Annotated in this window: 19 protein-coding genes, 2 tRNA genes and 3 rRNA genes; 7 read left to right on the plus strand and 17 right to left on the minus strand. The window is 57.3% G+C overall.

Annotation, left to right across the window (positions count from 1 at the left end):
• Positions 1-39 precede the first annotated feature (39 nt).
• From HU754_RS25310 to HU754_RS25320, 3 genes are all read left to right on the plus strand, one after another.
• Positions 40-1,734, plus strand: coding sequence for an acid phosphatase (locus HU754_RS25310; RefSeq protein WP_186624710.1), 1,695 nt, complete (start codon positions 40-42; stop codon positions 1,732-1,734).
• A gap of 119 nt (positions 1,735-1,853) precedes the next feature.
• Positions 1,854-3,026, plus strand: coding sequence for a hypothetical protein (locus tag HU754_RS25315; RefSeq protein ID WP_186624711.1), 1,173 nt, complete (start codon positions 1,854-1,856; stop codon positions 3,024-3,026).
• Positions 3,027-3,206: 180 nt separating this feature from the next.
• Positions 3,207-3,731 (plus strand): SET domain-containing protein-lysine N-methyltransferase, encoded by a 525-nt coding sequence (locus tag HU754_RS25320; protein ID WP_095125804.1) that lies wholly within the window; start codon positions 3,207-3,209, stop codon positions 3,729-3,731.
• Positions 3,732-3,739: 8 nt separating this feature from the next.
• On the opposite strand, the gene can is transcribed toward HU754_RS25320, so the two are convergent.
• Positions 3,740-4,384: a carbonate dehydratase gene (gene can / locus HU754_RS25325; protein ID WP_007912954.1), complete on the minus strand. Its 645-nt coding sequence runs from the start codon at positions 4,382-4,384 to the stop codon at positions 3,740-3,742.
• Positions 4,385-4,525: 141 nt separating this feature from the next.
• Here can and HU754_RS25330 point away from each other — a divergent pair, with 141 nt between their 5' ends.
• Entirely contained in the window at positions 4,526-4,930 is a 405-nt protein-coding gene (locus HU754_RS25330) for a hypothetical protein (protein ID WP_016983591.1), read from the plus strand.
• Between the two features lie 129 nt (positions 4,931-5,059).
• Here the strand turns inward: HU754_RS25330 and rimI are convergent, their stop codons facing one another.
• Both rimI and HU754_RS25340 read right to left on the minus strand, forming a co-directional pair.
• The gene (gene rimI, locus HU754_RS25335; protein ID WP_007912963.1) at positions 5,060-5,512 is read right to left on the minus strand and encodes a ribosomal protein S18-alanine N-acetyltransferase; all 453 of its coding nucleotides are present in this window, start codon (positions 5,510-5,512) and stop codon (positions 5,060-5,062) included.
• A complete protein-coding gene (locus HU754_RS25340) occupies positions 5,505-6,251 on the minus strand; it encodes an energy transducer TonB (RefSeq protein ID WP_116255203.1) in 747 nt (248 codons plus the stop codon). Before HU754_RS25340 ends, rimI begins: the two co-directional genes overlap by 8 nt.
• Positions 6,252-6,495: 244 nt before the next feature.
• Between HU754_RS25340 and mksB the strand changes: the two genes are divergently transcribed.
• Genes mksB through mksF form a run of 3 tightly spaced genes read left to right on the plus strand, consistent with a single transcriptional unit; the run spans position 6,496 to position 11,301 of the window.
• On the plus strand, positions 6,496-7,773 hold the full coding sequence (gene mksB / locus HU754_RS25345; protein ID WP_007912967.1) for an Mks condensin complex protein MksB: 1,278 nt from the start codon (positions 6,496-6,498) through the stop codon (positions 7,771-7,773).
• Positions 7,763-8,464 carry an Mks condensin complex protein MksE gene (gene mksE / locus HU754_RS25350; protein ID WP_007912968.1) on the plus strand — a complete coding sequence of 234 codons (702 nt, stop codon included), beginning with the start codon at positions 7,763-7,765 and terminating at the stop codon, positions 8,462-8,464. Before mksB ends, mksE begins: the two co-directional genes overlap by 11 nt.
• On the plus strand, positions 8,461-11,301 hold the full coding sequence (gene mksF / locus HU754_RS25355) for an Mks condensin complex protein MksF (protein ID WP_093441541.1): 2,841 nt from the start codon (positions 8,461-8,463) through the stop codon (positions 11,299-11,301). Before mksE ends, mksF begins: the two co-directional genes overlap by 4 nt.
• A gap of 183 nt (positions 11,302-11,484) precedes the next feature.
• Here the strand turns inward: mksF and HU754_RS25360 are convergent, their stop codons facing one another.
• The 14 genes from HU754_RS25360 to HU754_RS25425 all read right to left on the minus strand — a co-directional run bounded on the left by HU754_RS25360 (position 11,485) and on the right by HU754_RS25425 (position 26,970).
• Positions 11,485-13,788 (minus strand): PqiB family protein, encoded by a 2,304-nt coding sequence (locus HU754_RS25360; RefSeq protein WP_186624712.1) that lies wholly within the window; start codon positions 13,786-13,788, stop codon positions 11,485-11,487.
• The gene (locus tag HU754_RS25365; RefSeq protein ID WP_095050584.1) at positions 13,781-14,404 is read right to left on the minus strand and encodes a paraquat-inducible protein A; all 624 of its coding nucleotides are present in this window, start codon (positions 14,402-14,404) and stop codon (positions 13,781-13,783) included. Before HU754_RS25365 ends, HU754_RS25360 begins: the two co-directional genes overlap by 8 nt.
• A complete protein-coding gene (locus HU754_RS25370; protein ID WP_186624713.1) occupies positions 14,391-15,050 on the minus strand; it encodes a paraquat-inducible protein A in 660 nt (219 codons plus the stop codon). Before HU754_RS25370 ends, HU754_RS25365 begins: the two co-directional genes overlap by 14 nt.
• A gap of 149 nt (positions 15,051-15,199) precedes the next feature.
• Positions 15,200-15,315, minus strand: a 5S ribosomal RNA gene (gene rrf / locus HU754_RS25375).
• 157 nt (positions 15,316-15,472) lie between these two features.
• Positions 15,473-18,366 (minus strand): 23S ribosomal RNA (locus HU754_RS25380).
• A 246-nt stretch (positions 18,367-18,612) separates the two neighbouring features.
• Positions 18,613-18,688 (minus strand) — tRNA-Ala (locus tag HU754_RS25385).
• A gap of 30 nt (positions 18,689-18,718) precedes the next feature.
• Positions 18,719-18,795, minus strand: a tRNA-Ile gene (locus HU754_RS25390).
• Between the two features lie 162 nt (positions 18,796-18,957).
• A 16S ribosomal RNA gene (locus tag HU754_RS25395) occupies positions 18,958-20,495 on the minus strand.
• Together the 16S, 23S and 5S rRNA genes with 2 tRNA genes alongside form the textbook arrangement of a ribosomal RNA operon.
• A gap of 484 nt (positions 20,496-20,979) precedes the next feature.
• Positions 20,980-21,603 (minus strand): protein-methionine-sulfoxide reductase heme-binding subunit MsrQ, encoded by a 624-nt coding sequence (gene msrQ / locus HU754_RS25400; RefSeq protein ID WP_093434948.1) that lies wholly within the window; start codon positions 21,601-21,603, stop codon positions 20,980-20,982.
• Positions 21,603-22,616, minus strand: coding sequence for a protein-methionine-sulfoxide reductase catalytic subunit MsrP (gene msrP, locus HU754_RS25405; protein WP_186625168.1), 1,014 nt, complete (start codon positions 22,614-22,616; stop codon positions 21,603-21,605). Before msrP ends, msrQ begins: the two co-directional genes overlap by 1 nt.
• 63 nt (positions 22,617-22,679) lie before the next feature.
• A complete protein-coding gene (gene pssA, locus HU754_RS25410; protein WP_016983477.1) occupies positions 22,680-23,537 on the minus strand; it encodes a CDP-diacylglycerol--serine O-phosphatidyltransferase in 858 nt (285 codons plus the stop codon).
• Between the two features lie 149 nt (positions 23,538-23,686).
• Entirely contained in the window at positions 23,687-24,703 is a 1,017-nt protein-coding gene (ilvC, locus tag HU754_RS25415) for a ketol-acid reductoisomerase (protein ID WP_007909969.1), read from the minus strand.
• Positions 24,704-24,751: 48 nt separating this feature from the next.
• On the minus strand, positions 24,752-25,243 hold the full coding sequence (gene ilvN, locus HU754_RS25420) for an acetolactate synthase small subunit (RefSeq protein WP_003176102.1): 492 nt from the start codon (positions 25,241-25,243) through the stop codon (positions 24,752-24,754).
• A gap of 2 nt (positions 25,244-25,245) precedes the next feature.
• A complete protein-coding gene (locus tag HU754_RS25425) occupies positions 25,246-26,970 on the minus strand; it encodes an acetolactate synthase 3 large subunit (RefSeq protein WP_093434972.1) in 1,725 nt (574 codons plus the stop codon).
• Positions 26,971-27,000: the final 30 nt, after the last annotated feature.

Consider the following 27,000-nt stretch of genomic DNA (forward strand, 5'->3'; position numbering starts at 1 on the left):
CGAAACATACTGAAACAATTAAGCAAAACGGGCTGAACGATGAAAGACGACACAGACGGTACTGACGCACCCGCATCCAATCACCCCACCGACACCAGTCGCCGTCGCTTCCTCGGCGGCGTCGCGGTGCTCGGTGTCGGTGCCACGCTGGCCGGGTGTGGCAGCGCCAGCGATCAACCGGGCAAACCGACCGAACGCCCGCTGACGCCCGCCGAGCTGGACAAAGCCCTGCGCGATCAGGTGAAAACCGTAGTGGTGATCTACGCCGAGAACCGCAGTTTCAATAACCTGTTCGGTGATTTCCCCGGTGTCGAAAAGCCGCTGGCCGCGCTCAAACCCGGCGACTATCAACAACGTGATCGCGACGGCTCGCTGCTGCAAACCCTGCCTCCGGTCTGGGGCGGTATGCTGCAGATCGGCCCGCAAACCCTTGATGGCGTGACCTACCCCAGCGCCACGCAGTTTCAGGAAAACCTGCCCAACGCACCGTTCGCCCTCAAAGGACCGAACGGCGAGGACTTGCCGTTCGGCCTGGTGACCCGCGACTTGTGGCACGTGTTCTATCAAAACCAAATGCAGATCAATGGCGGCAAGAACGATGGCTTCGTCGCCTGGGCCGACTCCGGCGGCTTGACCATGGGCCACTACGCCCAGAGCCGCTATTCCTTGCGCCTGTGGGATGTCGCGCAGGAATTCGTGCTGTGCGACAACTTCTTCCAGGGCGCCTTCGGAGGCTCGTTCCTCAACCACCAATACCTGATCAGCGCCACCGCGCCGTTCTATCCTGACGCGGCCAATTCGGTGGCCAAGTCGCAGATCGCCGCGCTGCAAAGCGATGATCCGAGCGACCCGCGCCTCAAGCCGCTGGAGCAATCGCCGGCCAGCGCCATGAGCGGCCCGCCGCAGTTCGGCCCGAGTGCGCTGACCCCGGATGGCTTCGGCGTCAACACCCTCGCCCCACCCTACTGGCCGACGTGGATTCGCGACCCTGAGCGCCCGGCTTATTCAAAAGCGGATCTGCCCAACGTGATGGTGCCGCAGACCCACGAACACATCGGCGACAAGCTGTCGAAAAAGCACATTGACTGGGCGTGGTATGCCGGCGCGTGGCAGGCGACGCTGGATCAGTACAAGGATTCCGGCGGCATTCCGAAAATCCCCAACTTCCAGTATCACCATCAGCCGTTCAACTACTTCAAGCAACAAGGCCCGGAGAACCCCGACGAGCGCAATAAACGCCTGCGCGATGCTGGCCTGGGCGATGAGTCGAGCAGCAACAAATTCTTCGCCGATGCCGAAGCGGGCAAGTTGCCGGCAGTGAGCTTCTACAAACCGCAAGGCAACCTGAACATGCACGCCGGTTATGCCGACGTGGCGTCCGGTGACCGGCACATCGTGCGTGCGCTGAAGGTGCTGCGTGAAAGTCCACAGTGGCAAAACATGGTGGTGATCGTCACGGTCGACGAGAACGGCGGCTGGTGGGATCACGTCGCGCCGCCCAAGGGCGACCGCTGGGGGCCGGGCTCGCGAGTGCCGGCGCTGGTAGTGTCGCCGTTTGCACGCAGGGGCACGGTGGATCATACGGTCTACGACACGGCATCGATCCTGCGGTTGATCACCCGTGTCTTCCAGTTGGAAACGCTCGACGGTCTCAAACAACGTGACGAGGCGATGGTTGCCCGGGGCCAGCAACCCATGGGCGATTTGACCAACGCCCTACATTTTCCGGCCTGAAACCCAGCCCAGCGAGTTTGCGCAAAAATCTGCGGATGACAGCTTCTCTGTCAAACGCGGCTGATCCACTATGAGGCGCCCCCGACACGCGGGGAACCCACGCTGAAAAGGATCTGAGCATGTTCAAACTCGCAGGACTCACACTTGCCGCGCTGACGCTGAGCGCGGCCGCCCACGCCGATGTCGATCTGAAACTGGGCAGCACCGAACGCGTTACCCGCCTGTTCGCTTACCCCAACAATTGCAGCGTAATCTGCTTCCGCAACTGGACGCTGGAACAGACTGTCGCCCATTACCTGAGCCAGAGCGTGCAACGCGATGGTTATGCCGATGCCAAGGTGTTGGTAAAAACCGATAACGGCCAGCTCTACGCCGAGATCACCGGCGTGCCAAAGGATTACGACAAACCGCTGTCGGCGCTGCTGGACGCGGGAGATCTGGCCTACACCGGCGCGAGCAAGCTCAATGCCGACGGTAAATGGGCCTACAGCTGGTACCTGTTCCTGCCGCTGGGCATGGCTTTGGAAAACCGTAAAAGTGTCGAGTTGCTGCACTTCCCGCCAGATTACTCGCTGACCCAAGCGCAGGATTATTTGCGTTCGAACACCACCGATCGTTGGGCGACGCTGCTGACTGACAATGGCATTCCTGCCGAGCAGACGCCGGCCTATCAAACCATCATCGATATCGCCCCGATCGCTGCGCCGTCCAATGCTGGCAGTGATCTGGAAGGCGTGTATGACTACTTCAAGGACTACCAGACCACCCTGGTCAAACAGTTCAGCCAGACCGCCAGCGGCACGACGCTGCCGATGGTCGCGTTCGGCGCGCCGGTGCGTAACTGGATCAAGCAGCAATACGGGCCAACCGTGAATGTCTTGGGCCTGGCGACGATCAGCCCGAGCGAAGGCGTGAAAGTGCCGGTGCTGGGTTCCAACCACCCGAGTTATATCTGGTACGCCGCTGACCCGAAAAGCTACACCGGCGACGACGCACAGGCCAAGGCTGATGCTGCAGGTCTGAAAGTCATGGGCCAGGATTTGAGCGCGGCCTGCTGGCAGGCGGGCATGGGCAGCAAACCAGGCAGCGATGCACAGACCACGCTCAACAGTTGCACACAGACGTGGCAGGTCACGCAGAAAGTCAAAACCTGCGAGTTGTTCTACACCTCGATCCGCAACCTGACCCCGGAACAGGCTGTCGCCAAGTGCGCAACCACCCCGATCAAGGCACAACTGAAGCAGTTGCAGGCACCGCTGCCTGCCACCGCCGTTCCCGCCCCGCACCTGTAATCGCTTGAAGCGCTCCCGTGTCAGCCAATGCTGACGCGGGAAAGCGTCTAACTCGCCTGTCAGATCTGACAGTAGACCAGCTATACCTAATACGGCACGATTGGATCCAAACAGAAGTATTGCAGCACTGACAGGACGTCAACCCCAGGAAGTCGCGAAACCTTTGCGACAAGGACTGTTATGAATATCCACGCCATGGCGCAATCGGCGCCACGCGATACTGAAGGTATTTACCCCTTCGCCGGTTTGCCGGTGCGACTGGGGTTTCCCGCCAGTGCCGATTTCGAAATCATCCACGATGCGCACGCCAGCCCTATGGGGGTCGCGGCGCGGCGTGAGTTTCTGCAAAGCCATCGGATGTGCCGGGTGTCAGGGCAACTTCTGCCCTATCGCTGCCGACAGACCCGACAGATGCTGACGGGCATCCACATTTACGATCCGCGCTTTTGCGGTTTGATCGAACACGCCTGCGACCCCAATGTGTTTCTCGACATGAGCGAGCTGTGGTTGTGGGCGTTGAAAGATATCCACAGGGGGGAGCGGCTGACCATGGACTACGCCGCCACCGAAGACAAACTGCTGCATCAGTTTGCCTGCGGCTGCGGAGCCAAACGCTGTCGAGGGTGGATCACCGGTTACGACGAACCGCCCAGCATAGAGGGCCAGCACTTTTTACAGCGCTGGCGGCACTCGGGTTTGCGCTGAAAGGCCGTTTACAACGCGCCAACCGGACGCAAACGGTATTGCGGCGGCAATTGCTCGAAACCACTGATGGTGGTGTTCAGGCTTTTCCAGCGGCCGTCCTTGATGCCGTAGATGCAACCGTGGATCGACAGGCTCTGCCCGCGATGCCAGGCGTTCTGGATGATGCTGGTGTGGGCGACGTTAGCCACTTGCTGGATCACGTTGAGTTCGCACATGCGATCAACCTGCTCTTCTTCGGTCGGTAACTTGGCCAGCTCCTCGCGTTTTTCGTAGTACAGATCGCGGATCGAACGCAGCCAGCCGTCGATCAGACCGAACTGACGGTCCTGCATCGAGGCGCGTACACCGCCGCAGCCGTAGTGGCCGGTGACGAGAATGTGTTTAACCTTGAGCACGTCGACCGCGTACTGGATCACCGACAGGCAATTGAGGTCGGTGTGCAGCACCACGTTGGCGACGTTGCGGTGCACAAACAGATCACCCGGCAGCATGCCGACGATCTCGTTAGCCGGCACACGTGCGTCGGAACAGCCGATCCACAGATATTCCGGCGTTTGCTGGCGCGCCAGCTTGGCGAAGAAATCCGGGTCTTCCTTGGTGATCGCGTCAGCCCAACGCTCGTTGTTATCAATCAGGTCTTGTAAGTCGTGCATGCTGTAAGGCCTCAAGAAAGATGCGCTGCTTTGACAGACGACCGCCCGTCGGGGTCACGCCAGAATCGCAAGTGATTTCATTGGAATTCTCGTGTGCCCGGTGAGTCCACCTAAGTAAGGCCCACAGTATGAGGAATTGCCATGACTGATTCACGACGCCCTTACGATGCGGTGCAACCGGAGCCCATCGATGATAACGAAGACCGCATGGGTTCGGTGCATGAGCTGGATTTCGATGAAGACGAACCCAGTGCGAAAATCGGTGATGAGATTCCAGAGCGTGAACGCGAGCAGTTGATGCCGCGTGAACGGGTGCGCGAGGCGGGCATGACCGGGGCTTCAGTCAGTGATCATGAGCCGACTGACGATGACCTGAGCCCGGAAACGCTGATCCATGAAGATGGCGCGCGGGACGCCGAAGAGGCCGGGGAAGGCAATCAGGCCGATTGGGACTTGAGCATCGTCGATGAAGATGACATTGGCGGAGGCAACGGGCTGGATGAGGCGGAACTGGCGCGGCGCGATCCGCTGGATGGCAACCGCTGATCTTCGCTGCCTGACAGGACGCTTTCGCGAGCAGGCTCGCTCCCACAGGGTTTCGGGTTGCGCACAAAATGTATGAACGCCATGAACCAAATGTGGGAGCGAGCCTGCTCGCGAAGCTTTTAAAGGCGATCAGTCAACCAGGGTGCAGGCCATGACCACAGCATCTTCACGCCCACCCACCGCCGGATAATAATCCCGACGCCGGCCAATCTCGTTGAAGCCATAACGTTCATACAACTTGAACGCGCCCGTATTGCTGTCACGCACTTCCAGAAAACATTCTCGCGCAGAAGCCGCATACGCCCGCGACATCAGATGCTCGAGCAACGTCAAGCCCAGCCCGCGCCCCTGATTCTCCGGTTTGACGGTGATATTGAGCAGGTGCGCCTCATCCAGAATGATCTGCACCACCCCGTGGCCAACCTGTTGCTCACCTTCGAACATCAGCCAGATCTGGTATTTACCCAGGCCGTCGAGAAAAATCCCCCGGGTCCACGGGTGACTGTACGCGGCGTACTCGATTTTCAGCACGGTTTCCAGATCCGCCTCGGTCATCGGGCGGAACGATACAGCGTCACTCATTCGATTCTTTCCAGCGCGCCATCAGCCGACGCATGGCTTGCCACACAGCGGCCTTGCGCTGTGGCTCTTCCATTAACAATTCCAGACCGGGAATGGCCCAGGCCGAGCCCAGACCTTCGATCTGCAATTCACGATTGAACGCTTCGGCATCCGCTTCACCGGCAAAACGCACCGCCGGCAAGCCGATCAGCCACAGACAGGCGCAGGGTGCGGCTTCCATTTGCACGGAAAGGAAACCCTGAACGAAATCACGCGCCGCCTCCGGGCCTTGATCCATGGTGCCGCGATTGAGCCACGGCCAGCGCACCGGCTCACCGACGATTTGCGGCGCATCCGGCAGACCGGCGGCGCGCAGCATGTCTTTCAGCAGCAAATAGGCGGGATCACGGCTCTGGAACGGTTCGCCTGTGGGTAACTCGACCAGCAGCAGGCATCGCCCGGCGCGCAGTAACTGCAGGGCGAAACGCGGTGGTGGCACCGGTGCCGGTTTGGCGACGACTGGCGTGTCGTCGGCCTCTTCTACCGGTTTGGCGTTGGTTCGAGTGCTGGCCAGCGAAGGACGCGGCACCTCGATCTTCGGCCGCTCACTCGGACGCGCAGCCGGTGCTGCCGGTGCTTCGGCCTGCGGAGCAAGCACGACCGGCGCCTCTACCTCGGGCTCGGGCATGTCCAGCAGCTCGGGCCGCGACGGTGCGGCGAAGGGCAATTCGGTGCGCGGCAGCCAGTTGACCACCTGCATGGCGTTCAAATAGGCGCGGCGGCGGGACTCGATTAGCAAGGGTCGGCCACTTGTGGATAACTGAAGTGCGCTGATTCTACCGCCCTTCGTTCAAGATCGCCCGTTGTAGATCGATACTCTTTCACGAGGCGCTTTACCCACGCTCTTTATACAAAGAATGCGACAGCCCGTCCCGAGAGTGAATCGCATCCTTCGTGATGCAGTACAATCGCCGCTTTTCATTGCCAACCAGCCGGGCATTCCGATGATCGAACCCAAGCGCGTCTTGCGCGCCCTCGCTGAACACTGGGCACTGCTTGAGCCACTGTGTGAGCACTTCGACCAAGGCACATTGAGCCTCAACGAACTGCGCTCGCAGCTGGCCGCCCAACAACTGGACAGCACGCCGCAGGACATCACCAGCCTGCTCGACGTGTGGATTCGCCTCGATATCCTGATTCCGGTGGCGAAAAGCCCGAACCGTTTCGAGCTGAACGCACAGATCCATGATTTCCTCGCTTATCTGCGTCGCGAGCACCGACTGGGCTTGTGCCTGGAAATCGAAGCCTATTTGCGTCACCTCGAACGTCTGGCCGGTTACATCCAGGACGCATTCGAAGTCCGCGATGGCCACGACCTTGCCCGCCAGCTGCGCCTGCTCGACATGCGCGTGCGCGATGTGCTGAAGAAGCTCGACAACGACGAACAGGCCTTGGTGGCCGTGGCCGAACGCGCGAAGACCAGCGACCGGCAGATTCCATTGCGTCAGCGTTATGCCGAAGTATTGGCAACGTGGGACGAATACGTCGAGCCGATGATCGACCTGGTGAACGCCGATGGCGCCTTCGAACAAGGCGTGCGCAAAGTCGAAACCGTGTTGCTGAAAATGCTCAGCGAACAGCAGCGCCTCGGCCATCTGGTCGATGACGACATGCTGCTGCGCACCCACGCACGCATCCTCGAGATGCAGACCAGCGCCCAACTGACGTTGCGTCACGCCCGCGAACTGCTGCTGCCGCTGCGTGAAGAAGCGCGCCGACACAACGCCGTGACCCGTGGCGCCGCGTTGGCCCTGGCGGCGATTCGCCGTAAAGGCATCGACGCCGTGCCGCAAGCCGCGATGCCGCTGTTCACCCGCCCGCAAAGCACCTTCCTCGGCAGCGCCAGTCAGGTCGAAGCCTACGTCTATGCGTTGGCGCGTTTCGAGCCAAAACCGGCGCGTTTCCCCAAGGCACACAAGACCCAGAAAGGCGAAGCCCCACGCGCGCCCCGCACAGTGCGCGAGATGGTCGACCGCTGCGAAGAAGCCTTGCCGATGCCGGATCTGATGACCTGGCTGCTCGAGCAGGAACCGGACGGCGCCACCGACGAATTGCTCTACTGGTTCTCGCGCCTGTCGCGGGAAAAACGCTTCAAGCGCGAGCGTCTGGAACGCCGCGAATACCACACTCACGAGCACCAGGTCAGCCTGCGCTCCTTCGCCCTGCTCTCGGCCAGCGACAGCGCCGCCGAGAATTCTGCGAGCATCCCCAATGCATCTTGATCTTTCCGAACTGTCGCAACTCGCGCCGATCTTCCGCGAGCTGTTCAAGGGTTACCACGTCAGCCGCCGCGATCCTGAGCTGTACGCGCAACTGTCGAACTTCCAGGATCAGTACCGCACGCTGTTCAAGGCGCTGGGTTTTGAACTGGTCTGCGACACCCGTGGTTTCTACTACTTTGTGCCGGACATGGCCGCTGCGGCGGTAAACAAGACTGCGCAGCGTCTGGCGCTGTTCACCTTTATCCTCGTTGAGCACCTGGCCGATCAGGGCCGCGACCCGATCGCCGTGCTCGATGGCGGCAGCCTCGGCCGTGAAGAACTGCCATCGCTGCTGGAGAAGTACCGCGACCTGTTCATTCAGGCCGAGGTGCAGACCGTTGAAGAGCTCGAAGAAAAGATCATGCGCCGCATGACTCAACTCGGTTTTGCCAGCGAAGAAAACGGCGTTTATCGCTTCCTGCCGCCAATGCACCGTTTCCTCGACGTGTGCCTGTCGGTACAGCAGGACCGCGATCTGGCGGCCAGCGTGCACAGCGTATTGCCGCTGCCGGCACCGGTGCTGATCGACGAAGCGGCGGAAGCCAAATTCCTCGAAACCGACGATCCGCTCGATCTTTCAGAGTTTGAAGAGGAAAGCGAAGAAGACGCACTGGCCCGCGCCATTGCCGAAGAACAGGAGTCCGACGCATGAGCCAGGAACGCTACGGCATCCGCCGCTTTGCCCTTTTGAACACCGCCGGTTACAGCCTCGGCCTGTTCCCGCTGGAAGAACCGTTGTCGGTTTACGGCGCGAACAACCTCGGTAAATCGGCGTCGATCAACGCCTTGCAGTTCCCGATTCTGGCGCGCATGTCGGACATGAGTTTCGGCAAGTACAGCCTCGAACAATCGCGGCGCTTCTACTTCGCTTCCGACACCAGCTACATCCTTGTCGAAGTGAACCTGCCGCACGGCCCGCACGTGATCGGCGTGGTCGGTCGCGGCCCGGGCGGTGGTTTCGGTCACCAGTTCTTTGCCTATGCCGGCAAGCTCGATCTGGCGCATTACCAGAAGAACGACACCTGCCTGCGCCAGAAAGAGCTGTTCAGCAACCTTGAGAAAGAAGGCCTGAAAGCCTACGAACTCAAGCCGGACGAACTGCGTCGGTTGCTGGTTGGCGGTCACACCTCGATCCCGCTCGATCTGACGCTGATCCCGCTGCGCTCCACCAGCGAGCAGAGCCTGAAGACCTTCCGCGCGCTGTTCATCAACCTGCTGCACATGCGCGAAATCACCGCGGCCAAGTTGAAGCAGTTGTTCCTCGACGCCTTCGAGCACAGCCTGCGTTCCGGCAGTGTCGATTACATCGCTGCGTGCGAAGAAGCCTTCCGCGACGTGCGCCGGATGGAACAGGACTACAACTCGCTGGTCGCCGCCGGCCCGCTGGTTGAGGCCTTGGCCAACGGCGTGAAACAGCGCGACGTGCTGCGCGGCAAACTGCATCGCCTGTCGCCGCTGCTCGATTCGTTGCTCGGCACTTGGTCGGACTACGCCAGTGCGCGCAAAGAAGAACTGACCATTCAGGCTGACCACTACCGTGGCGAGCAGGACAGCCTGCAAAACGATCAGCGCGGCGGCACTCAGGAGTTGATGCGTCTGGAGCGGGAGATTTCCGGCATCCAGCGCTGGCTCGGCGAGCTGTCGGTACTGAAGAACCGCTTCGCGCTGGTCGATGACGTCAAAGTGCTTGAGCAACAATTGCTCGCGGCCAAAGACGCGCATGACGAATTGGCCGGTGCTCTGGCGCAATCGCGCCAGTTCAGTGCTGAAGATCTGGAAGAGCGCGTGCGCGATCTGGAAAAACGCCTGAAGTCGGTGAAGCAACAACTCGATCACGCCGACAACAACAGCTACGCCCGCCTGCGCGAAGAGTTCTCGCAGCAGGACGTCGAGCGTCTGATGCGCTTGTTCAACAGCGCGCTGTTCAGCCTGCCGTTGGGCGAACACGGCATCACCCTCGACGACGATGGCGAGTGGGTCAAATCGGTTGAGCTGATTCTCGACGGCTTCAAGGGCGAGCGTTTTGAAGTGCCTGGTCTGTCGATCGACATCTCGCACATCGAGCCGCCGGCGCTACAAGCCTTGGCTGACCGTGCCGCGCTGCGCGATCAGAAAGAGCGTCTGGAAAAAGAGCTCAAGCAACTCAAGACTCAACAGGCTGTAGCCGCCGACCGCGCCGCGAGCAAAACCCAGACCGAAGCGCTGTACCAGCAAGTGCTGGACGCGCAGAAGGCGCTGGAAGATTTCCGCCGCACCCAGACTCTGAGTGCCGAGGAAGGCGACAAGCTCGAGCAACTGGCGCAGATGGAAGGCGCCCAGGACGAACTCAAGCGTTCCAGCGATGCGTTCACCGAGCGCGTCCAGCAGCTGTCGGCCAAGCTGCAACTGGTTGGCCGGCAGATCGCCGACATGGAAGCCAAGCAACGCACCCTCGACGACGCCCTGCGCCGTCGTCAGCTGCTGCCGGCGGATCTGCCGTTCGGTACGCCGTTCATGGATCCGGTCGACGATTCGATGGACAACCTGTTGCCACTGCTCAACGACTATCAGGACAGCTGGCAAGGCCTGCTGCGCGCCGACGGTCAGATCGAAGCGCTGTACGCGCAAGTGCGTCTGAAAGGCGTGGCCAAGTTCGACAGCGAAGACGACATGGAGCGCCGTCTGTCGCTGCTGATCAACGCTTACGCGCACCGTACCGATGAGGCGCTGACCCTGGGCAAGGCGCGTCGTGCGGCGGTCACCGACATCGCTCGCACCCTGCGCAACATTCGCAGCGACTACGACAGCCTCGAGCATCAACTGGCGCTGTTCAACCGCGAGATCAACAAGCGTCAGGTCTCCAACCTGCAGAGCTTCCGCATCGTTCTCGCGCCGAACAAGGAAGCCCTCAAGCACATCGACCAGATCATCCACAGCGCCGGTCAGTACGAAGAGGGCGAAACCCTGTCGGTGTTCGACCTCAGCCAAAGTGCCGAGCAGGACAACAAGAACGAAGAGGCCAAGGAATACCTGGCGCGGCTGGTGGCGGCAAACCACAACCAGCTCGGTCTCAAGGACTTGTTCGAGCTGGCCTTCGAGATCACCAAGGTCAACGGCCAGCCGGTGATCCACACCGACATCGATGGCGCGGCGTCCAACGGCACGACCATGACCATCAAGGCACTGACCAACATGTATTTGTTGCTGCACTTGATGGACCGCGATCAGGCCGGTCGCGTACGTCTGCCTTACTACCTTGATGAAGCAGCGGATATCGACGAGAAGAACCAGGCTGCGCTGCTGGAAACCAGTCTGCAACTGGGCTTCGTGCCGATTCTGGCGAGTGTGAAGCCGCAAGTCTGCGCCAGTGTCGCGATCGACCTGGAAGGCGGCAGCGGCCCGGCGGGGATCTACATCGATGAGGCGGACTGGAAGTACATCCGTCGCCATGATGTGGTCAAGGCAACGCTGAATGTTGAAGCGGATGAACCGGAGCTGGATGCGGTTTGATCGGCATTAACTGAAGGCAATAAAAAGGGCCGCGATCTGTTTGGATCGCGGCCCTTTTTTATGGCTTGGGGTTTGTGCTGATTTTGCGGGCCCTATCGCGAGCAGGCTCACTCCTACAGTTGGAATGCGTTCCCCTGTAGGAGTGAGCCTGCTCGCGATGGCGCCACTTCAGACACCATAGAATCACTTACCGAGGGAAATCTTCGGCGCCCACGTCAGCCACTCATCCTCAAACTTGTCGAACAACGGGAACGTCTGCTCAGGGCGCGCCGGGTTGCCCATGCGCTCACCGTCCGGCGTGGCGAAGGCGATGCCACCCTGAATCGCCGTCTCCAGCGACTCGGTGCGCACTGTCAGCCCATTGAACAAACCGATATCAAACCCGACACCACTGGTGTTCCAGAACCGGCTACCGCTGCGCACCAACGGCGCGTATTTCGGCTCGATCAGAATGTGCACCAACACTCGATCAGCGGTCTGGCCCAGTTCATAACCGGTGACTTTGCCCACGGTAATTTCACGGTAAGTCACTGGCACACCCGGTTTCAGCGAACCACGACGGGCCGCGCTCAAAACCAGACTCAAACCCGCCTCTTGCTTGGTCACTTCCGGCGCATTGGCTAGCGCCACGAAGTTCTTCTGCGGCCCCAGACTCTTCGCCGCCGGTTGCACTTCTATGTATTTTCCGGTCACCAGGGTTTCCAGATTTTCTGTCTTGATCAGGCCCAGCTCAGGTTTGACCACCCAGAATTGGCTGCCGACCCGGGCGATCTTCTCCGGCACTTCGGTAATCCGCGCCGTGAGGATCACCGATTGCAGATCATCGGTCAGATCGACACTTTCGATCTTGCCGACATCCAGTCCCTTGAAGCGCACCGGGGTGCCACTGCGCAGACCATCAGCGCGATCGACTTTGATCGTCACCACCGCGCCTTTCTGATTCGCCTCATCATGGTTGGCGAACAGGCGGAAACGTGGAATACGCTTCTGCAACGGCGCCTTGGCCTGCGGTGTTTCAAAAGCGATGCCACCGGCCATCAGGGTCTGCAGCGATTCGCTCTTCACTTGAATGCCGCCGGTCAGTCCGCCGGTCAGCGTGATGCCGCTGACATTCCAGAAGCGCGTCGACGCATTGACCAGGTTTTCGTATTCCTTTTCGATGTGAACACCGATGACCAGTTGCTTGCGGGTCTTGGAGAACTGGTAGCTCTGCACCGAACCGACCTTGACCTGCTTGTACAAAATCGGACTGCCAACATCGATGGAGCCAAGGACATCGGTGAACAACACCAGGTGCAGCCCCGGCGAACGCAGATCCAGCGGCGGCGCCTTCGGCCGAGCCTCGAACTCGCGTTTCGGCGCAGCGCCCTTGTCACCCGGGCGCACGGCGATGTAGTTACCTTTCACCAGCGCTTCCAGCCCGGTGATACCGGCCAGAGAAATCGACGGTTTGACCACCCAGAACTGGGTGCCATCGACCAGATAGTCTTCGGCCAACGGATCAAGAGTCAGCTCGGCAGTGGCGCTGTTCAGATCCGGGTCGATCTTCAATGCTTTCAGGTTGCCGACCTGAATGCCTTTGTACATGACTGGCGTGCGGCCAGCCTGCAGGCCTTCGAAGTCGCTGAGTTTGACCTTCACGCGAATCCCGGCAGCCGCGGCATCGAAGTCTTCGTAGAGACGGAACGGCAGGCTAGGATCGGTCGGCGGGCTATCCTTGCGGTTCTCCGGCGTGGCGAAGGCAATACCGCCCGCGACAATGCTGGCCAGCGATTCGCTGCGCACTTTCACCCCGGATAGGTTGGCGTCGATGCTGATGCCGCTGGCGTTCCAGAAACGCGTGTGTTTGCGCACCAGTTTGGCGTAGGTCGGCTCAATGAAGACTTTGAGTTCAACGGTGCTTTGATCTTCCGAAAGCACGTAGCTTTTGATCTGGCCAACCTTGATCTGTTTGTAGAACACCGGACTGCCACGGTTCAGCGAACCGAGACGATCGGCCTTGATGGTCAAATGCAGGCCGGGTTTGGCGTCCGACAGCGGCGGCTCTTCGGCCAGCGCCTTGAACTTGCGCACAGGTTCGCCTTCGCCAGGGCTGATGGCCACGTAGTTACCGGAGACCAGGGTTTCCAGACCGGTGATGCCGGCCAGGGTCACGCTCGGCTTGACCAGCCAGAAACGCGTGCTGGTCTTGAGGTATTGCTCGACGTCTTTGTTCATCTCGACGGTGGCGATCACGCCCTTGGAGTTGCCTTCGTCGTCGAGTTTGAGCGCCTTGACCTTCCCGACCGACATGCCTTTGTACATGACCTCGGTCTTGTTGGCCTGGATGCCTTCGCCACTCTCGAAGCGGATCTGAATTTCGATCCCAGTCTCGGAATAGGCACGCCAGCCGAGCCAGCCGCCGATGATCAGCGCGATCAGAGGCAGTACCCAAATGGCAGACCAGTTCGAGGCCGGTCGGGTTTTCGCTACGGGCAAATCAGTCATGGTCGTCGTCCGACTCCGTGTTATCCCAAATCAGTCGGGGATCGAAAGTTACTGCGGCGAGCATCGTCAGAATCACCACACTGGCGAAGGCGATGGCGCCAAGATTGGCTTCGACACTGGCAAGCCGGCCGAAGTTGACGACCGCCACGAGAATGGCGATCACAAAAATATCGAGCATCGACCAGCGGCCAATAAACTCGATAAAACGGTACATCCAGATGCGCTGACGGGCGGACAACGGTTGACGTCGTTGCACCGAAAACAGCAGCAGCGCGATGCCCACCAGTTTGAAGGTCGGCACCAGAATACTGGCGATAAACACCACGGCGGCGATCGGGATCATGCCATGTTGCACTAGCTGGATCACGCCGGACATGATGGTGCTCGGATCACCTTGGCCCAAAGAACTGACAGTCATGATCGGCAAGACATTGGCCGGAATATAGATGATCGCTGCCGTGATCAGCAGTGCCCAGGTGCGGGTGAGGCTGTTTGGCCTGCGAGCGTGGACCAATGCACCACAGCGGGTGCAGGTTTGCTCGTCGGTGTCCGCTTCCTGCCTGTTCAACTCATGACATTCGGTACAGACCAGAATGCCCGCATCAATCGCCCGCATGAGCATCTTCCCCTGATAGCGCCTGCCAGATCTGATGCGGTGACATCACCACTTCCAGCCAGACCTGTACCAACAACAAACCAATGAAACATACCAGGCCAAGACCAACGGTGATCGCTGCCATATCAGCCAGTTTGACGATCGCCACCAGTACGCCCATGAGGTAGACCTCGAGCATTCCCCAGTCTTTGAGGTGGTGATAAATACGGTAAAGCAACAAACCGTAACTGCGACCGACATCGAAGCGGATCGTTAGCAAGACGAATAACTGGCACAGCAACTTGAGCAGCGGTATGGCCATGCTGCACAGGAATACGACGATCGAAACACCCTGCATGTCGGTGTTGAACAGGCCGAGCACGCCGCTCCAGACCGTATCCTGCGAAGATTGTCCGAGGATATTGAGTTGCATGATCGGTAAAAAGTTTGCCGGGATGTACAGCAATAATGCTGCAATCACCAGGGCGAGGCTGCGCTGCACCACGTTATGGCGGTGGGCATACAACTCGTAACCGCAGCGTGGGCAGAGCGCTTTCTCGCCATGGGCAAGCGTTGGCTTACGCATCAGCAGGTCGCACTCGTGACAGGCCACCAAGTCTTCCAGCGGTAAATCTGACAGCCCGGGGGCGTCAACCGACTCTGACATAAAGGCTCTGGCTCCGAATAAGGTGGGGCTATTCTAGTGTTCTGATTCGAAAATAACTGTGCAAATTTGTTCGCCGTCGCGAGCAAAAAACTTTCCTGCGGGCAAAACAAAACCCCAACTGCTTTCGCAATTGGGGTTTCGGAATTTAATCTTGACGATGACCTACTCTCACATGGGGAAACCCCACACTACCATCGGCGATGCATCGTTTCACTGCTGAGTTCGGGATGGGATCAGGTGGTTCCAACGCTCTATGGTCGTCAAGAAATTCGGGGACTGACTCGTGACCTTGTGGCCTCGCTTCAGCAAATTGGGTATGTGACAGCTTTCGGTGTTTTGTGAACATCGAACTTTCGGTTCGTTTCGTCTTCACACACCGCAATCTGATGCTCTTTCGAGTAGTCAAATTGCTTGGGTGTTATATGGTCAAGCCTCACGGGCAATTAGTATTGGTTAGCTCAACGCCTCACAGCGCTTACACACCCAACCTATCAACGTCGTAGTCTTCGACGGCCCTTCAGGGAACTCAAGGTTCCAGTGAGATCTCATCTTGAGGCAAGTTTCCCGCTTAGATGCTTTCAGCGGTTATCTTTCCCGAACATAGCTACCCGGCAATGCCACTGGCGTGACAACCGGAACACCAGAGGTTCGTCCACTCCGGTCCTCTCGTACTAGGAGCAGCCCCTCTCAAATCTCAAACGTCCACGGCAGATAGGGACCGAACTGTCTCACGACGTTCTAAACCCAGCTCGCGTACCACTTTAAATGGCGAACAGCCATACCCTTGGGACCGGCTTCAGCCCCAGGATGTGATGAGCCGACATCGAGGTGCCAAACACCGCCGTCGATATGAACTCTTGGGCGGTATCAGCCTGTTATCCCCGGAGTACCTTTTATCCGTTGAGCGATGGCCCTTCCATACAGAACCACCGGATCACTAAGACCTACTTTCGTACCTGCTCGACGTGTCTGTCTCGCAGTCAAGCGCGCTTTTGCCTTTATACTCTACGACCGATTTCCGACCGGTCTGAGCGCACCTTCGTACTCCTCCGTTACTCTTTAGGAGGAGACCGCCCCAGTCAAACTACCCACCATACACTGTCCTCGATCCGGATAACGGACCTGAGTTAGAACCTCAAAGTTGCCAGGGTGGTATTTCAAGGATGGCTCCACGCGAACTGGCGTCCACGCTTCAAAGCCTCCCACCTATCCTACACAAGCAAATTCAAAGTCCAGTGCAAAGCTATAGTAAAGGTTCACGGGGTCTTTCCGTCTAGCCGCGGATACACTGCATCTTCACAGCGATTTCAATTTCACTGAGTCTCGGGTGGAGACAGCGCCGCCATCGTTACGCCATTCGTGCAGGTCGGAACTTACCCGACAAGGAATTTCGCTACCTTAGGACCGTTATAGTTACGGCCGCCGTTTACCGGGGCTTCGATCAAGAGCTTCGCGTTAGCTAACCCCATCAATTAACCTTCCGGCACCGGGCAGGCGTCACACCCTATACGTCCACTTTCGTGTTTGCAGAGTGCTGTGTTTTTAATAAACAGTCGCAGCGGCCTGGTATCTTCGACCGGCATGACTTACTTACGGAGCAAGTCCTTCACCCTCACCGGCGCACCTTCTCCCGAAGTTACGGTGCCATTTTGCCTAGTTCCTTCACCCGAGTTCTCTCAAGCGCCTTGGTATTCTCTACCCAACCACCTGTGTCGGTTTGGGGTACGGTTCCTGGTTACCTGAAGCTTAGAAGCTTTTCTTGGAAGCATGGCATCAACCACTTCGTGTTCTAAAAGAACACTCGTCATCAGCTCTCGGCCTTAAGATCCCGGATTTACCTAAGATCTCAGCCTACCACCTTAAACTTGGACAACCAACGCCAAGCTGGCCTAGCCTTCTCCGTCCCTCCATCGCAATAACCAGAAGTACAGGAATATTAACCTGTTTTCCATCGACTACGCTTTTCAGCCTCGCCTTAGGGACCGACTAACCCTGCGTCGATTAACGTTGCGCAGGAAACCTTGGTCTTTCGGCGTGGGTGTTTTTCACACCCATTGTCGTTACTCATGTCAGCATTCGCACTTCTGATACCTCCAGCAAGCTTCTCAACTCACCTTCACAGGCTTACAGAACGCTCCTCTACCGCATCACCCGAAGGTGATACCCGTAGCTTCGGTGTATGGTTTGAGCCCCGTTACATCTTCCGCGCAGGCCGACTCGACTAGTGAGCTATTACGCTTTCTTTAAAGGGTGGCTGCTTCTAAGCCAACCTCCTAGCTGTCTAAGCCTTCCCACATCGTTTCCCACTTAACCATAACTTTGGGACCTTAGCTGACGGTCTGGGTTGTTTCCCTTTTCACGACGGACGTTAGCACCCGCCGTGTGTCTCCCATGCTCGGCACTTGTAGGTATTCGGAGTTTGCATCGGTTTGGTAAGTCGGGATGACCCCCTAGCCGAAACAGTGCTCTACCCCCTACAGTGATACATGAGGCGCTACCTAAATAGCTTTCGAGGAGAACCAGCTATCTCCGAGCTTGATTAGCCTTTCACTCCGATCCACAGGTCATCCGCTAACTTTTCAACGGTAGTCGGTTCGGTCCTCCAGTTAGTGTTACCCAACCTTCAACCTGCCCATGGATAGATCGCCCGGTTTCGGGTCTATTCCCAGCGACTAGACGCCCTATTAAGACTCGCTTTCGCTACGCCTCCCTATTCGGTTAAGCTCGCCACTGAAAATAAGTCGCTGACCCATTATACAAAAGGTACGCAGTCACAGAACAAAGTCTGCTCCCACTGCTTGTACGCATACGGTTTCAGGATCTATTTCCCCCCTCTCCGGGGTTCTTTTCGCCTTTCCCTCACGGTACTAGTTCACTATCGGTCAGTCAGTAGTATTTAGCCTTGGAGGATGGTCCCCCATATTCAGACAAAGTTTCTCGTGCTCCGTCCTACTCGATTTCATGACTAAGAGATTTTTCGCGTACAGGGCTATCACCCACTATGGCCGCACTTTCCAGAGCGTTCCGCTAATCTCAAAGCCACTTAAGGGCTAGTCCCCGTTCGCTCGCCACTACTAAGGGAATCTCGGTTGATTTCTTTTCCTCAGGGTACTTAGATGTTTCAGTTCCCCTGGTTCGCCTCTTGCACCTATGTATTCAGTACAAGATAACCATCTTATGATGGCTGGGTTCCCCCATTCAGACATCTCCGGATCAAAGTCTGTTTGCCGACTCCCCGAAGCTTTTCGCAGGCTACCACGTCTTTCATCGCCTCTGACTGCCAAGGCATCCACCGTATGCGCTTCTTCACTTGACCATATAACCCCAAGCAATCTGGTTATACTGTGAAGACGACATTCGCCGAAAATTCGAATTTCTCAATTAAGAGAACTCACAAATTTTACCTTAGCCTGATCCGTTACCAGTGAAAGTAACGTTCAGTCTATCTTTCTATCACATACCCAAATTTTTAAAGAACGAACTAGTCAAAGACTAGAAATCAACATTCACCATCATCATGATGGAATGCTCATTTCTAAGCTTTATACAAGAGAAGCAGTAGTGGTGGAGCCAAACGGGATCGAACCGTTGACCTCCTGCGTGCAAGGCAGGCGCTCTCCCAGCTGAGCTATGGCCCCGTATTTCTACAGGCGTTTCCCACACAAAATTGGTGGGTCTGGGCAGATTCGAACTGCCGACCTCACCCTTATCAGGGGTGCGCTCTAACCAACTGAGCTACAGACCCAATTTCGAGCTACTAAGGCCGACCTCACCCTGCTCTTTACCACAAAGCATGGGGTACGCTCTAACCAACTCAGCTACAAACCGATACAGGCTGCTTCTTTCGTCTTCTTCAATGAATCAAGCAATTCGTGTGGGAACTTATGGAGCAGCTGATGTCGTCGATTAAGGAGGTGATCCAGCCGCAGGTTCCCCTACGGCTACCTTGTTACGACTTCACCCCAGTCATGAATCACACCGTGGTAACCGTCCTCCCGAAGGTTAGACTAGCTACTTCTGGGTGCAACCCACTCCCATGGTGTGACGGGCGGTGTGTACAAGGCCCGGGAACGTATTCACCGTGACATTCTGATTCACGATTACTAGCGATTCCGACTTCACGCAGTCGAGTTGCAGACTGCGATCCGGACTACGATCGGTTTTATGGGATTAGCTCCACCTCGCGGCTTGGCAACCCTTTGTACCGACCATTGTAGCACGTGTGTAGCCCAGGCCGTAAGGGCCATGATGACTTGACGTCATCCCCACCTTCCTCCGGTTTGTCACCGGCAGTCTCCTTAGAGTGCCCACCATTACGTGCTGGTAACTAAGGACAAGGGTTGCGCTCGTTACGGGACTTAACCCAACATCTCACGACACGAGCTGACGACAGCCATGCAGCACCTGTCTCAATGTTCCCGAAGGCACCAATCCATCTCTGGAAAGTTCATTGGATGTCAAGGCCTGGTAAGGTTCTTCGCGTTGCTTCGAATTAAACCACATGCTCCACCGCTTGTGCGGGCCCCCGTCAATTCATTTGAGTTTTAACCTTGCGGCCGTACTCCCCAGGCGGTCAACTTAATGCGTTAGCTGCGCCACTAAGAGCTCAAGGCTCCCAACGGCTAGTTGACATCGTTTACGGCGTGGACTACCAGGGTATCTAATCCTGTTTGCTCCCCACGCTTTCGCACCTCAGTGTCAGTATCAGTCCAGGTGGTCGCCTTCGCCACTGGTGTTCCTTCCTATATCTACGCATTTCACCGCTACACAGGAAATTCCACCACCCTCTACCATACTCTAGCTCGACAGTTTTGAATGCAGTTCCCAGGTTGAGCCCGGGGATTTCACATCCAACTTAACGAACCACCTACGCGCGCTTTACGCCCAGTAATTCCGATTAACGCTTGCACCCTCTGTATTACCGCGGCTGCTGGCACAGAGTTAGCCGGTGCTTATTCTGTCGGTAACGTCAAAACAGCAACGTATTAAGTTACTGCCCTTCCTCCCAACTTAAAGTGCTTTACAATCCGAAGACCTTCTTCACACACGCGGCATGGCTGGATCAGGCTTTCGCCCATTGTCCAATATTCCCCACTGCTGCCTCCCGTAGGAGTCTGGACCGTGTCTCAGTTCCAGTGTGACTGATCATCCTCTCAGACCAGTTACGGATCGTCGCCTTGGTGAGCCATTACCTCACCAACTAGCTAATCCGACCTAGGCTCATCTGATAGCGCAAGGCCCGAAGGTCCCCTGCTTTCTCCCGTAGGACGTATGCGGTATTAGCGTTCCTTTCGAAACGTTGTCCCCCACTACCAGGCAGATTCCTAGGCATTACTCACCCGTCCGCCGCTGAATCCAGGAGCAAGCTCCTCTCATCCGCTCGACTTGCATGTGTTAGGCCTGCCGCCAGCGTTCAATCTGAGCCATGATCAAACTCTTCAGTTCAAACATCTTTGGGTTTTTAAGAAACCCTAAACTTGGCTCAGCAATCGTTGGTTACATCTTTGATTTCTCGCGGAGTAACTTGTGATGCTGATAATCTTGTTGACTATCAGTCTGACTCCACAAGCACCCACACGAATTGCTTGATTCAGTTGTTAAAGAGCGGTTGGTTAAGATCTTTCGTCTCAACCGAGGCGCGCATTCTACAGCAGCCTCATTTGCTGTCAAGTGATTATTTTCAGAAGTTTTCGAAGAATTCTTCAACAACTTCAACCACTTGCGCTTCCGATCTCTCGTCAGCGGGAGGCGAATTCTACAGCGTTACACGCTGCTGTCAACACCTCTTCTTCAACTTCTTTCTGGCTTCGATGAACTGAAGCAACCTGCCGCCAAAACCTACATAACTCATTGAATCTCAAGGAGTTTTCCGTTTCGACTGCGCCGGAAGTGGGGCGAATTATAGACATCCTGAATCTGCCGTCAACCGTTAATTTCGCTTTTCTTGCAAAACCTGCTTTTTAGCCAGCAAACGCGGGATCCGACGCATCACTGGCGGAATACGCAGCAACAGAAGCACCGCGCCTACAAAGGCATAGATCGCCCATTCCTCGAGATCAGCACGCACGATCCACAGCATATGCAGCAAACCCAGGCCAAGAATCACATAGACCAGACGATGCAGCTTCTTCCAGCGCGACCCCAAACGACGCTGACTGTAGCGATTTGACGTCACCGCCAGCGCCAACAATCCGAGAAAACCCAAAGCCCCCACTATTATGTAGGGCCGCTTACGCAACTCGACAGTCAGCTGCGACCAATCGAAACCCAGAATAAACGCCATATAACTACACAGATGCAAAACCACATAGGCAAAACACCAGAGCCCCAGCTGCCGGCGCACTGCAATCCACCCAGCCCAACCGGTGAGCTTCTGCATAGGTGTCATGCTCAGAGTGATCAACAACAACACCAACGTCCCCAAGCCCAGCCGATCCACCAGCACTTTGCCAGGATCGGGCCCGAGCAAATCCCCGAGAGCCTGATACAACCACAGCATCGGCCAGACTGCCGCCGCAATGAAAACGCCTATACGCCAGTACGGGAATCGCATCAGTAATTCTTCCGCAGATCGAGCCCTGTGTATAAAGAAGCGACTTCATCCGAGTAGCCGTTGAACATCTGCGTATCCCGCACATTTGGCTTGAACAGACTGTTTGGCAATCGCCGCTCCCGCGCCTGGGTCCAGCGTGGGTGATCAACCGTCGGGTTCACATTCGCATAGAAGCCGTATTCATCTGCCGCGATACTCTGCCAGGTCGTCTTCGGCTGCTCGCTGACCAGGCTGATACGGACGATGGATTTAACGCTCTTGAAGCCGTACTTCCATGGCACCACCAAGCGCAGAGGCGCACCGTTCTGATTCGGTAACTCGCGGCCATACATACCCACCGCCAGAATCGCCAGTGGATTCATCGCCTCATCCAACCGCAAGCCTTCTACATAAGGCCAATCGATCAGGGCAAACCCTGAACGCTGGCCAGGCATGCTCTTGGGATCCTGCAAGGTTTCAAAACGGATGTATTTGGCCTTGGACGTTGGCTCGACCTGCTTGAGCAGCGCCGAGATTGGAAAACCGATCCACGGAATGACCATCGACCACGCCTCGACACAGCGCAAGCGATAGATGCGCTCTTCCAATTGGTACGGCTTCATGAAGTCTTCCAGCGCATAGCGCCCTGGCTTACCCACCTCCCCGTCGACCACCACACTCCATGGTTCGGTTTTCAGCGAGCCCGCATTCGCCGCCGGGTCGCCCTTGTCGGTACCGAACTCATAAAAGTTGTTGTAGTGAGTGGCGTCTTTATAAGGCGTGATCGCCTCATCCTTGACGTTGACCGCCCCCCATTTAGTAGAAGGCAGCTTCTCGGTGAACCATGCAGGTGCCTTGCCCGGCTCGACATCGGCATACCGCGCCGCATCGTCGGCATTGGCCCAGCGCGGCAGGCTACTGACGGCGATACCGGCAGCAGTGGCCCCCAGCAATTGGCGGCGAGAGAGATAAATGGACTCAGGCGTGACATCCGACTCGTAGCAGTCGGACGCTTTGGGGACTTTGATCAACATGGCAACTCCGCAGCTTTGGAGGACAGATGCACCCATAGACTGCGGAGTATGCGGGAAATTACATCACTCGGCTTTTTTGTGCCGACGAAGATGCAACAGGTACTGAACCGGGCCGGAAGCCGCGTAAGCGAGGAACACCAGCAACAGAATGCGCGGCGGATCACTGAAGACCACGGCGAACACCAGCACCACCGCAAGGATCGCCACAAACGGTACGCGCCCCTTCAAGTCCAGCTCTTTAAAGCTGTTGTACTTGATGTTGCTGACCATCAGCATGCCGGCAGCCGCCACCATCAACGCGACCAGGAACGACATCTTCGAACCCTGGATCCCGTAATCACTGAATGCCCAGACAATCCCCGCCACCACACCGGCCGCTGCCGGACTGGCCAGACCGATGAAGTAACGTTTATCGGCCGTGCCAACCTGCGTATTGAAACGCGCCAGACGCAACGCCGCGCCTGCTACATAGATGAAGGCAACCATCCAGCCGACCTTGCCCATGTCGCCCAACGCCCAACCGAATGCCAGCAACGCCGGTGCAACACCGAACGCGACCATATCCGACAGCGAGTCGTACTCGGCGCCAAAGGCACTTTGCGTATTGGTCATGCGCGCGACACGACCGTCGAGGCCGTCGAGCACCATGGCGACGAAAATCGCGATCGCGGCGAACGCAAAATACTTGCTCGCGTTCGCCGAATCACCGGCACTCAACGCAGCCTGGGCGCTCATCGAGTTGATGATGGAGTAAAACCCTGCGAACAGGTTCGCAGTGGTGAACAGGTTCGGCAGCAGATAGATACCACGATGCCGGACTTTACGACCTTCTGCGTCGTGCCCTTCTTCGATGTGCTCATCGATGGGCAACAGGCTTTCGGCGTCAGAAGCCTTGTTCGGCTCTTCGGGACGTTCGCTCATGGACATTACCTTGCAACGGTTTGAAGAAAATTCGACAGGTGCTTGAGGACGACAGTTCGGCCACAAACGCTGCAGCTTTATACCAGAACCACCGCCTCAAACGAAAAAACGCGGCCGAGGCCGCGTTTTTTCATACAAGGGACAACGACTTAGTTTTTGGCTTTGTCGACGATCTTGTTGGCACCGATCCACGGCATCATGGAGCGCAGTTGCTCGCCGATGACTTCGATACCGTGAGCGGCGTTGTTACGACGCTTGGCGGTCATCGAAGGGTAGCCGGTTGCGCCTTCGCTGATGAACATTTTGGCGTATTCGCCGTCCTGAATACGTTTCAGGGCGTTGCGCATGGCCTGACGGGATTCGGCGTTGATCACTTCCGGACCGGTCACGTACTCGCCGTACTCAGCGTTGTTGGAGATCGAGTAGTTCATGTTGGCGATACCGCCTTCGTACATGAGGTCAACGATCAGTTTCAGTTCGTGCAGGCACTCGAAGTAGGCCATTTCCGGCGCGTAGCCAGCTTCAACCAGGGTTTCGAAACCGGCTTTTACCAGTTCAACGGTACCGCCGCACAGAACGGCTTGTTCGCCGAACAGGTCGGTTTCGGTCTCGTCCTTGAAGGTGGTTTCGATGATGCCGGTACGACCGCCACCAACGCCAGCGGCGTAGGACAGCGCAACGTTTTTGGCGTTGCCCGAGGCGTCCTGGTAGATAGCGATCAGGTCAGGGATACCGCCGCCCTTGACGAACTCGGAACGTACGGTGTGACCCGGAGCTTTCGGCGCGATCATGATCACGTCGAGGTCGGCACGCGGAACAACCTGGTTGTAGTGGATCGCGAAGCCGTGGGAGAAGGCCAGGGTGGCGCCTTTCTTGATGTTCGGCTCGATTTCGTTTTTGTACAGCGAGGACTGGAATTCGTCCGGGGTCAGGATCATGACCAGGTCGGCCGCAGCAACAGCGGAAGCAACGTCGGTCACTTTCAGGCCGTGAGCTTCAGCTTTGGCAACAGTGGCCGAACCTTTACGCAGACCAACGGTAACGTCGACACCGGAGTCTTTCAGGTTGCACGCTTGGGCGTGGCCCTGGGAACCGTAACCGATGATGGCAACTTTCTTGCCCTGGATGATCGACAGGTCGCAGTCTTTATCGTAGAAAACTTTCATGAATTTCCCCTTTATATCCAGGCCGTTCAGGCCATTCGCTAATTTGGTTTAGATGCTGAGTACTTTGTCGCCGCGAGCAATGCCGGTTACGCCGCTACGGACGGTTTCCAGAATCGATGCGGTGCCGATGGACTGAATGAAGCTGTCGAGCTTGTCGCTGGTACCGGTCAGTTGAACGGTATACACGCTGGCGCTGACATCGACGATCTGTCCACGGTAAATATCGGTGGTGCGTTTGATCTCGGCGCGTTGGGCGCCAGTGGCCTTGACCTTGACCAGCATCAGTTCGCGCTCGATGTGAGCACTTTCCGAGAGGTCCACCAGCTTGACCACTTCGATCAGCTTGTTCAGGTTTTTGGTGATCTGCTCGATGACTTCATCGTGACCCACAGTGGTCAGCGTCAGACGCGACAGGGTCGGGTCTTCGGTCGGGGCCACAGTCAGGCTTTCGATGTTGTAGTTGCGCTGCGAGAACAGGCCGACTACGCGAGACAAAGCGCCGGGTTCGTTTTCCAGAAGCAAGGAAATAATGTGCCGCATGATTAAGTACGCTCCGTCTTGCTCAGCCACATATCGCGCATCGAGCCGTCTTTGATCTGCATCGGGTAGACGTGCTCGCTGGTGTCGACCGAAATATCGATCACGACCAGGCGATCCTTCATGGCGAACGCTTCTGCCATCTTCGACTTCAAATCTTTCGATTCGGTGATGCGTACGCCAACGTGGCCGTAGGCTTCAGCCAGCTTGACGAAGTCAGGCAGCGATTCCATGTAGGAGTGCGAGTGACGGCTGCCGTAGCTCATGTCCTGCCACTGACGAACCATCCCCAGAACACCGTTGTTCAGGATGACGATTTTGACTGGCAAGCCATATTGCAGGCAGGTCGACAGTTCCTGGATGTTCATCTGGATACTGCCTTCACCGGTGACGCAGGCAACGTCGTCATCCGGGAAGCTCAACTTGATGCCCATGGCCGCCGGAAAACCGAAGCCCATGGTGCCCAGACCACCGGAGTTGATCCAGCGATTTGGCTTGTTGAACGTGTAGTACTGCGCCGCGAACATCTGGTGCTGGCCCACGTCGGAAGTGATAAAGGCATCGCCCTTGGTCACTTCGCAGAGGGTTTCGATCACGGTCTGCGGCTTGATCAGGCTGCCGTCGCCCTTTTCGTAAGGGAACAGGCCGCGATCACCGCGCCATTCATCCACCTGCTTCCACCAACTGGCCACGGACTCCTTGTTCGGGGTCTCGCCGATTTCCTTGAGGATCGCGACCATTTCGGTCAGGACGCTCTCGACAGGACCCACGATTGGCACGTCGGCCTTGATGGTCTTGGAAATCGAAGCCGGGTCGATGTCGATGTGAATGATCTTGGCGTTCGGGCAGAACTTCGCTGCGCCATTGATCACGCGATCGTCGAAGCGTGCACCGACAGCCAGGATCACGTCAGCATGGTGCATCGCCAGGTTGGCGGTGTAACTGCCGTGCATGCCGAGCATGCCGATGAACTGACGATCAGTCCCCGGGAAACCACCCAGGCCCATCAACGTGTTGGTCACGGGCAGGTTGAGCATTTTCGCCAGTTCGGTCAGCGGTGCGGAACCGTTGCCGAGAATTACGCCGCCACCGGAGTACATGACCGGACGCTTGGCCGCCAGAAGCATTTCTGCTGCCTTGCGGATTTGCCCGGAGTGACCACGAACGGCCGGGCTGTAGGAACGCAGCTTGGCTTTCTTCGGGAAGATGTATTCGAACTTCTCGGCCGGGTTGGTCATGTCTTTCGGGATATCGACCACGACCGGGCCCGGACGACCGGATTGCGCCAGGTAGAACGCCTTCTTCATGACTTCCGGGATTTCCGAGGCGTGCTTGATCATGAAGCTGTGCTTCACGATCGGCCGGGAGATACCGATCATGTCGGTTTCCTGGAACGCGTCGGTGCCGACCATGGTGCTTGGCACCTGACCGGAAATGATCACCATTGGAATCGAGTCCATATAGGCGGTCGCGATACCGGTGATGGCGTTTGTGGCGCCAGGACCGGACGTCACCAATACCACGCCGGCTTTACCGGTGGCACGGGCATAACCGTCAGCCATATGGGTTGCCGCTTGTTCGTGACGAACCAGGATGTGAGTCACTTCCGGTTCTTTGAACAGGGCATCGTAAACATGCAGGAGAGCACCACCCGGGTACCCGTAGATATATTTGACGCCTTCGTCACGCAAAAAGCGGACGAGCATCTCACCGCCAGATAAAAGCTCCACGTTGTTCACCTCTAAAACGCCAGAATACCG

The organism is Pseudomonas zeae (assembly GCF_014268485.2).
Taxonomy (GTDB): Bacteria; Pseudomonadota; Gammaproteobacteria; order Pseudomonadales; family Pseudomonadaceae; genus Aquipseudomonas; species Aquipseudomonas neuropathica.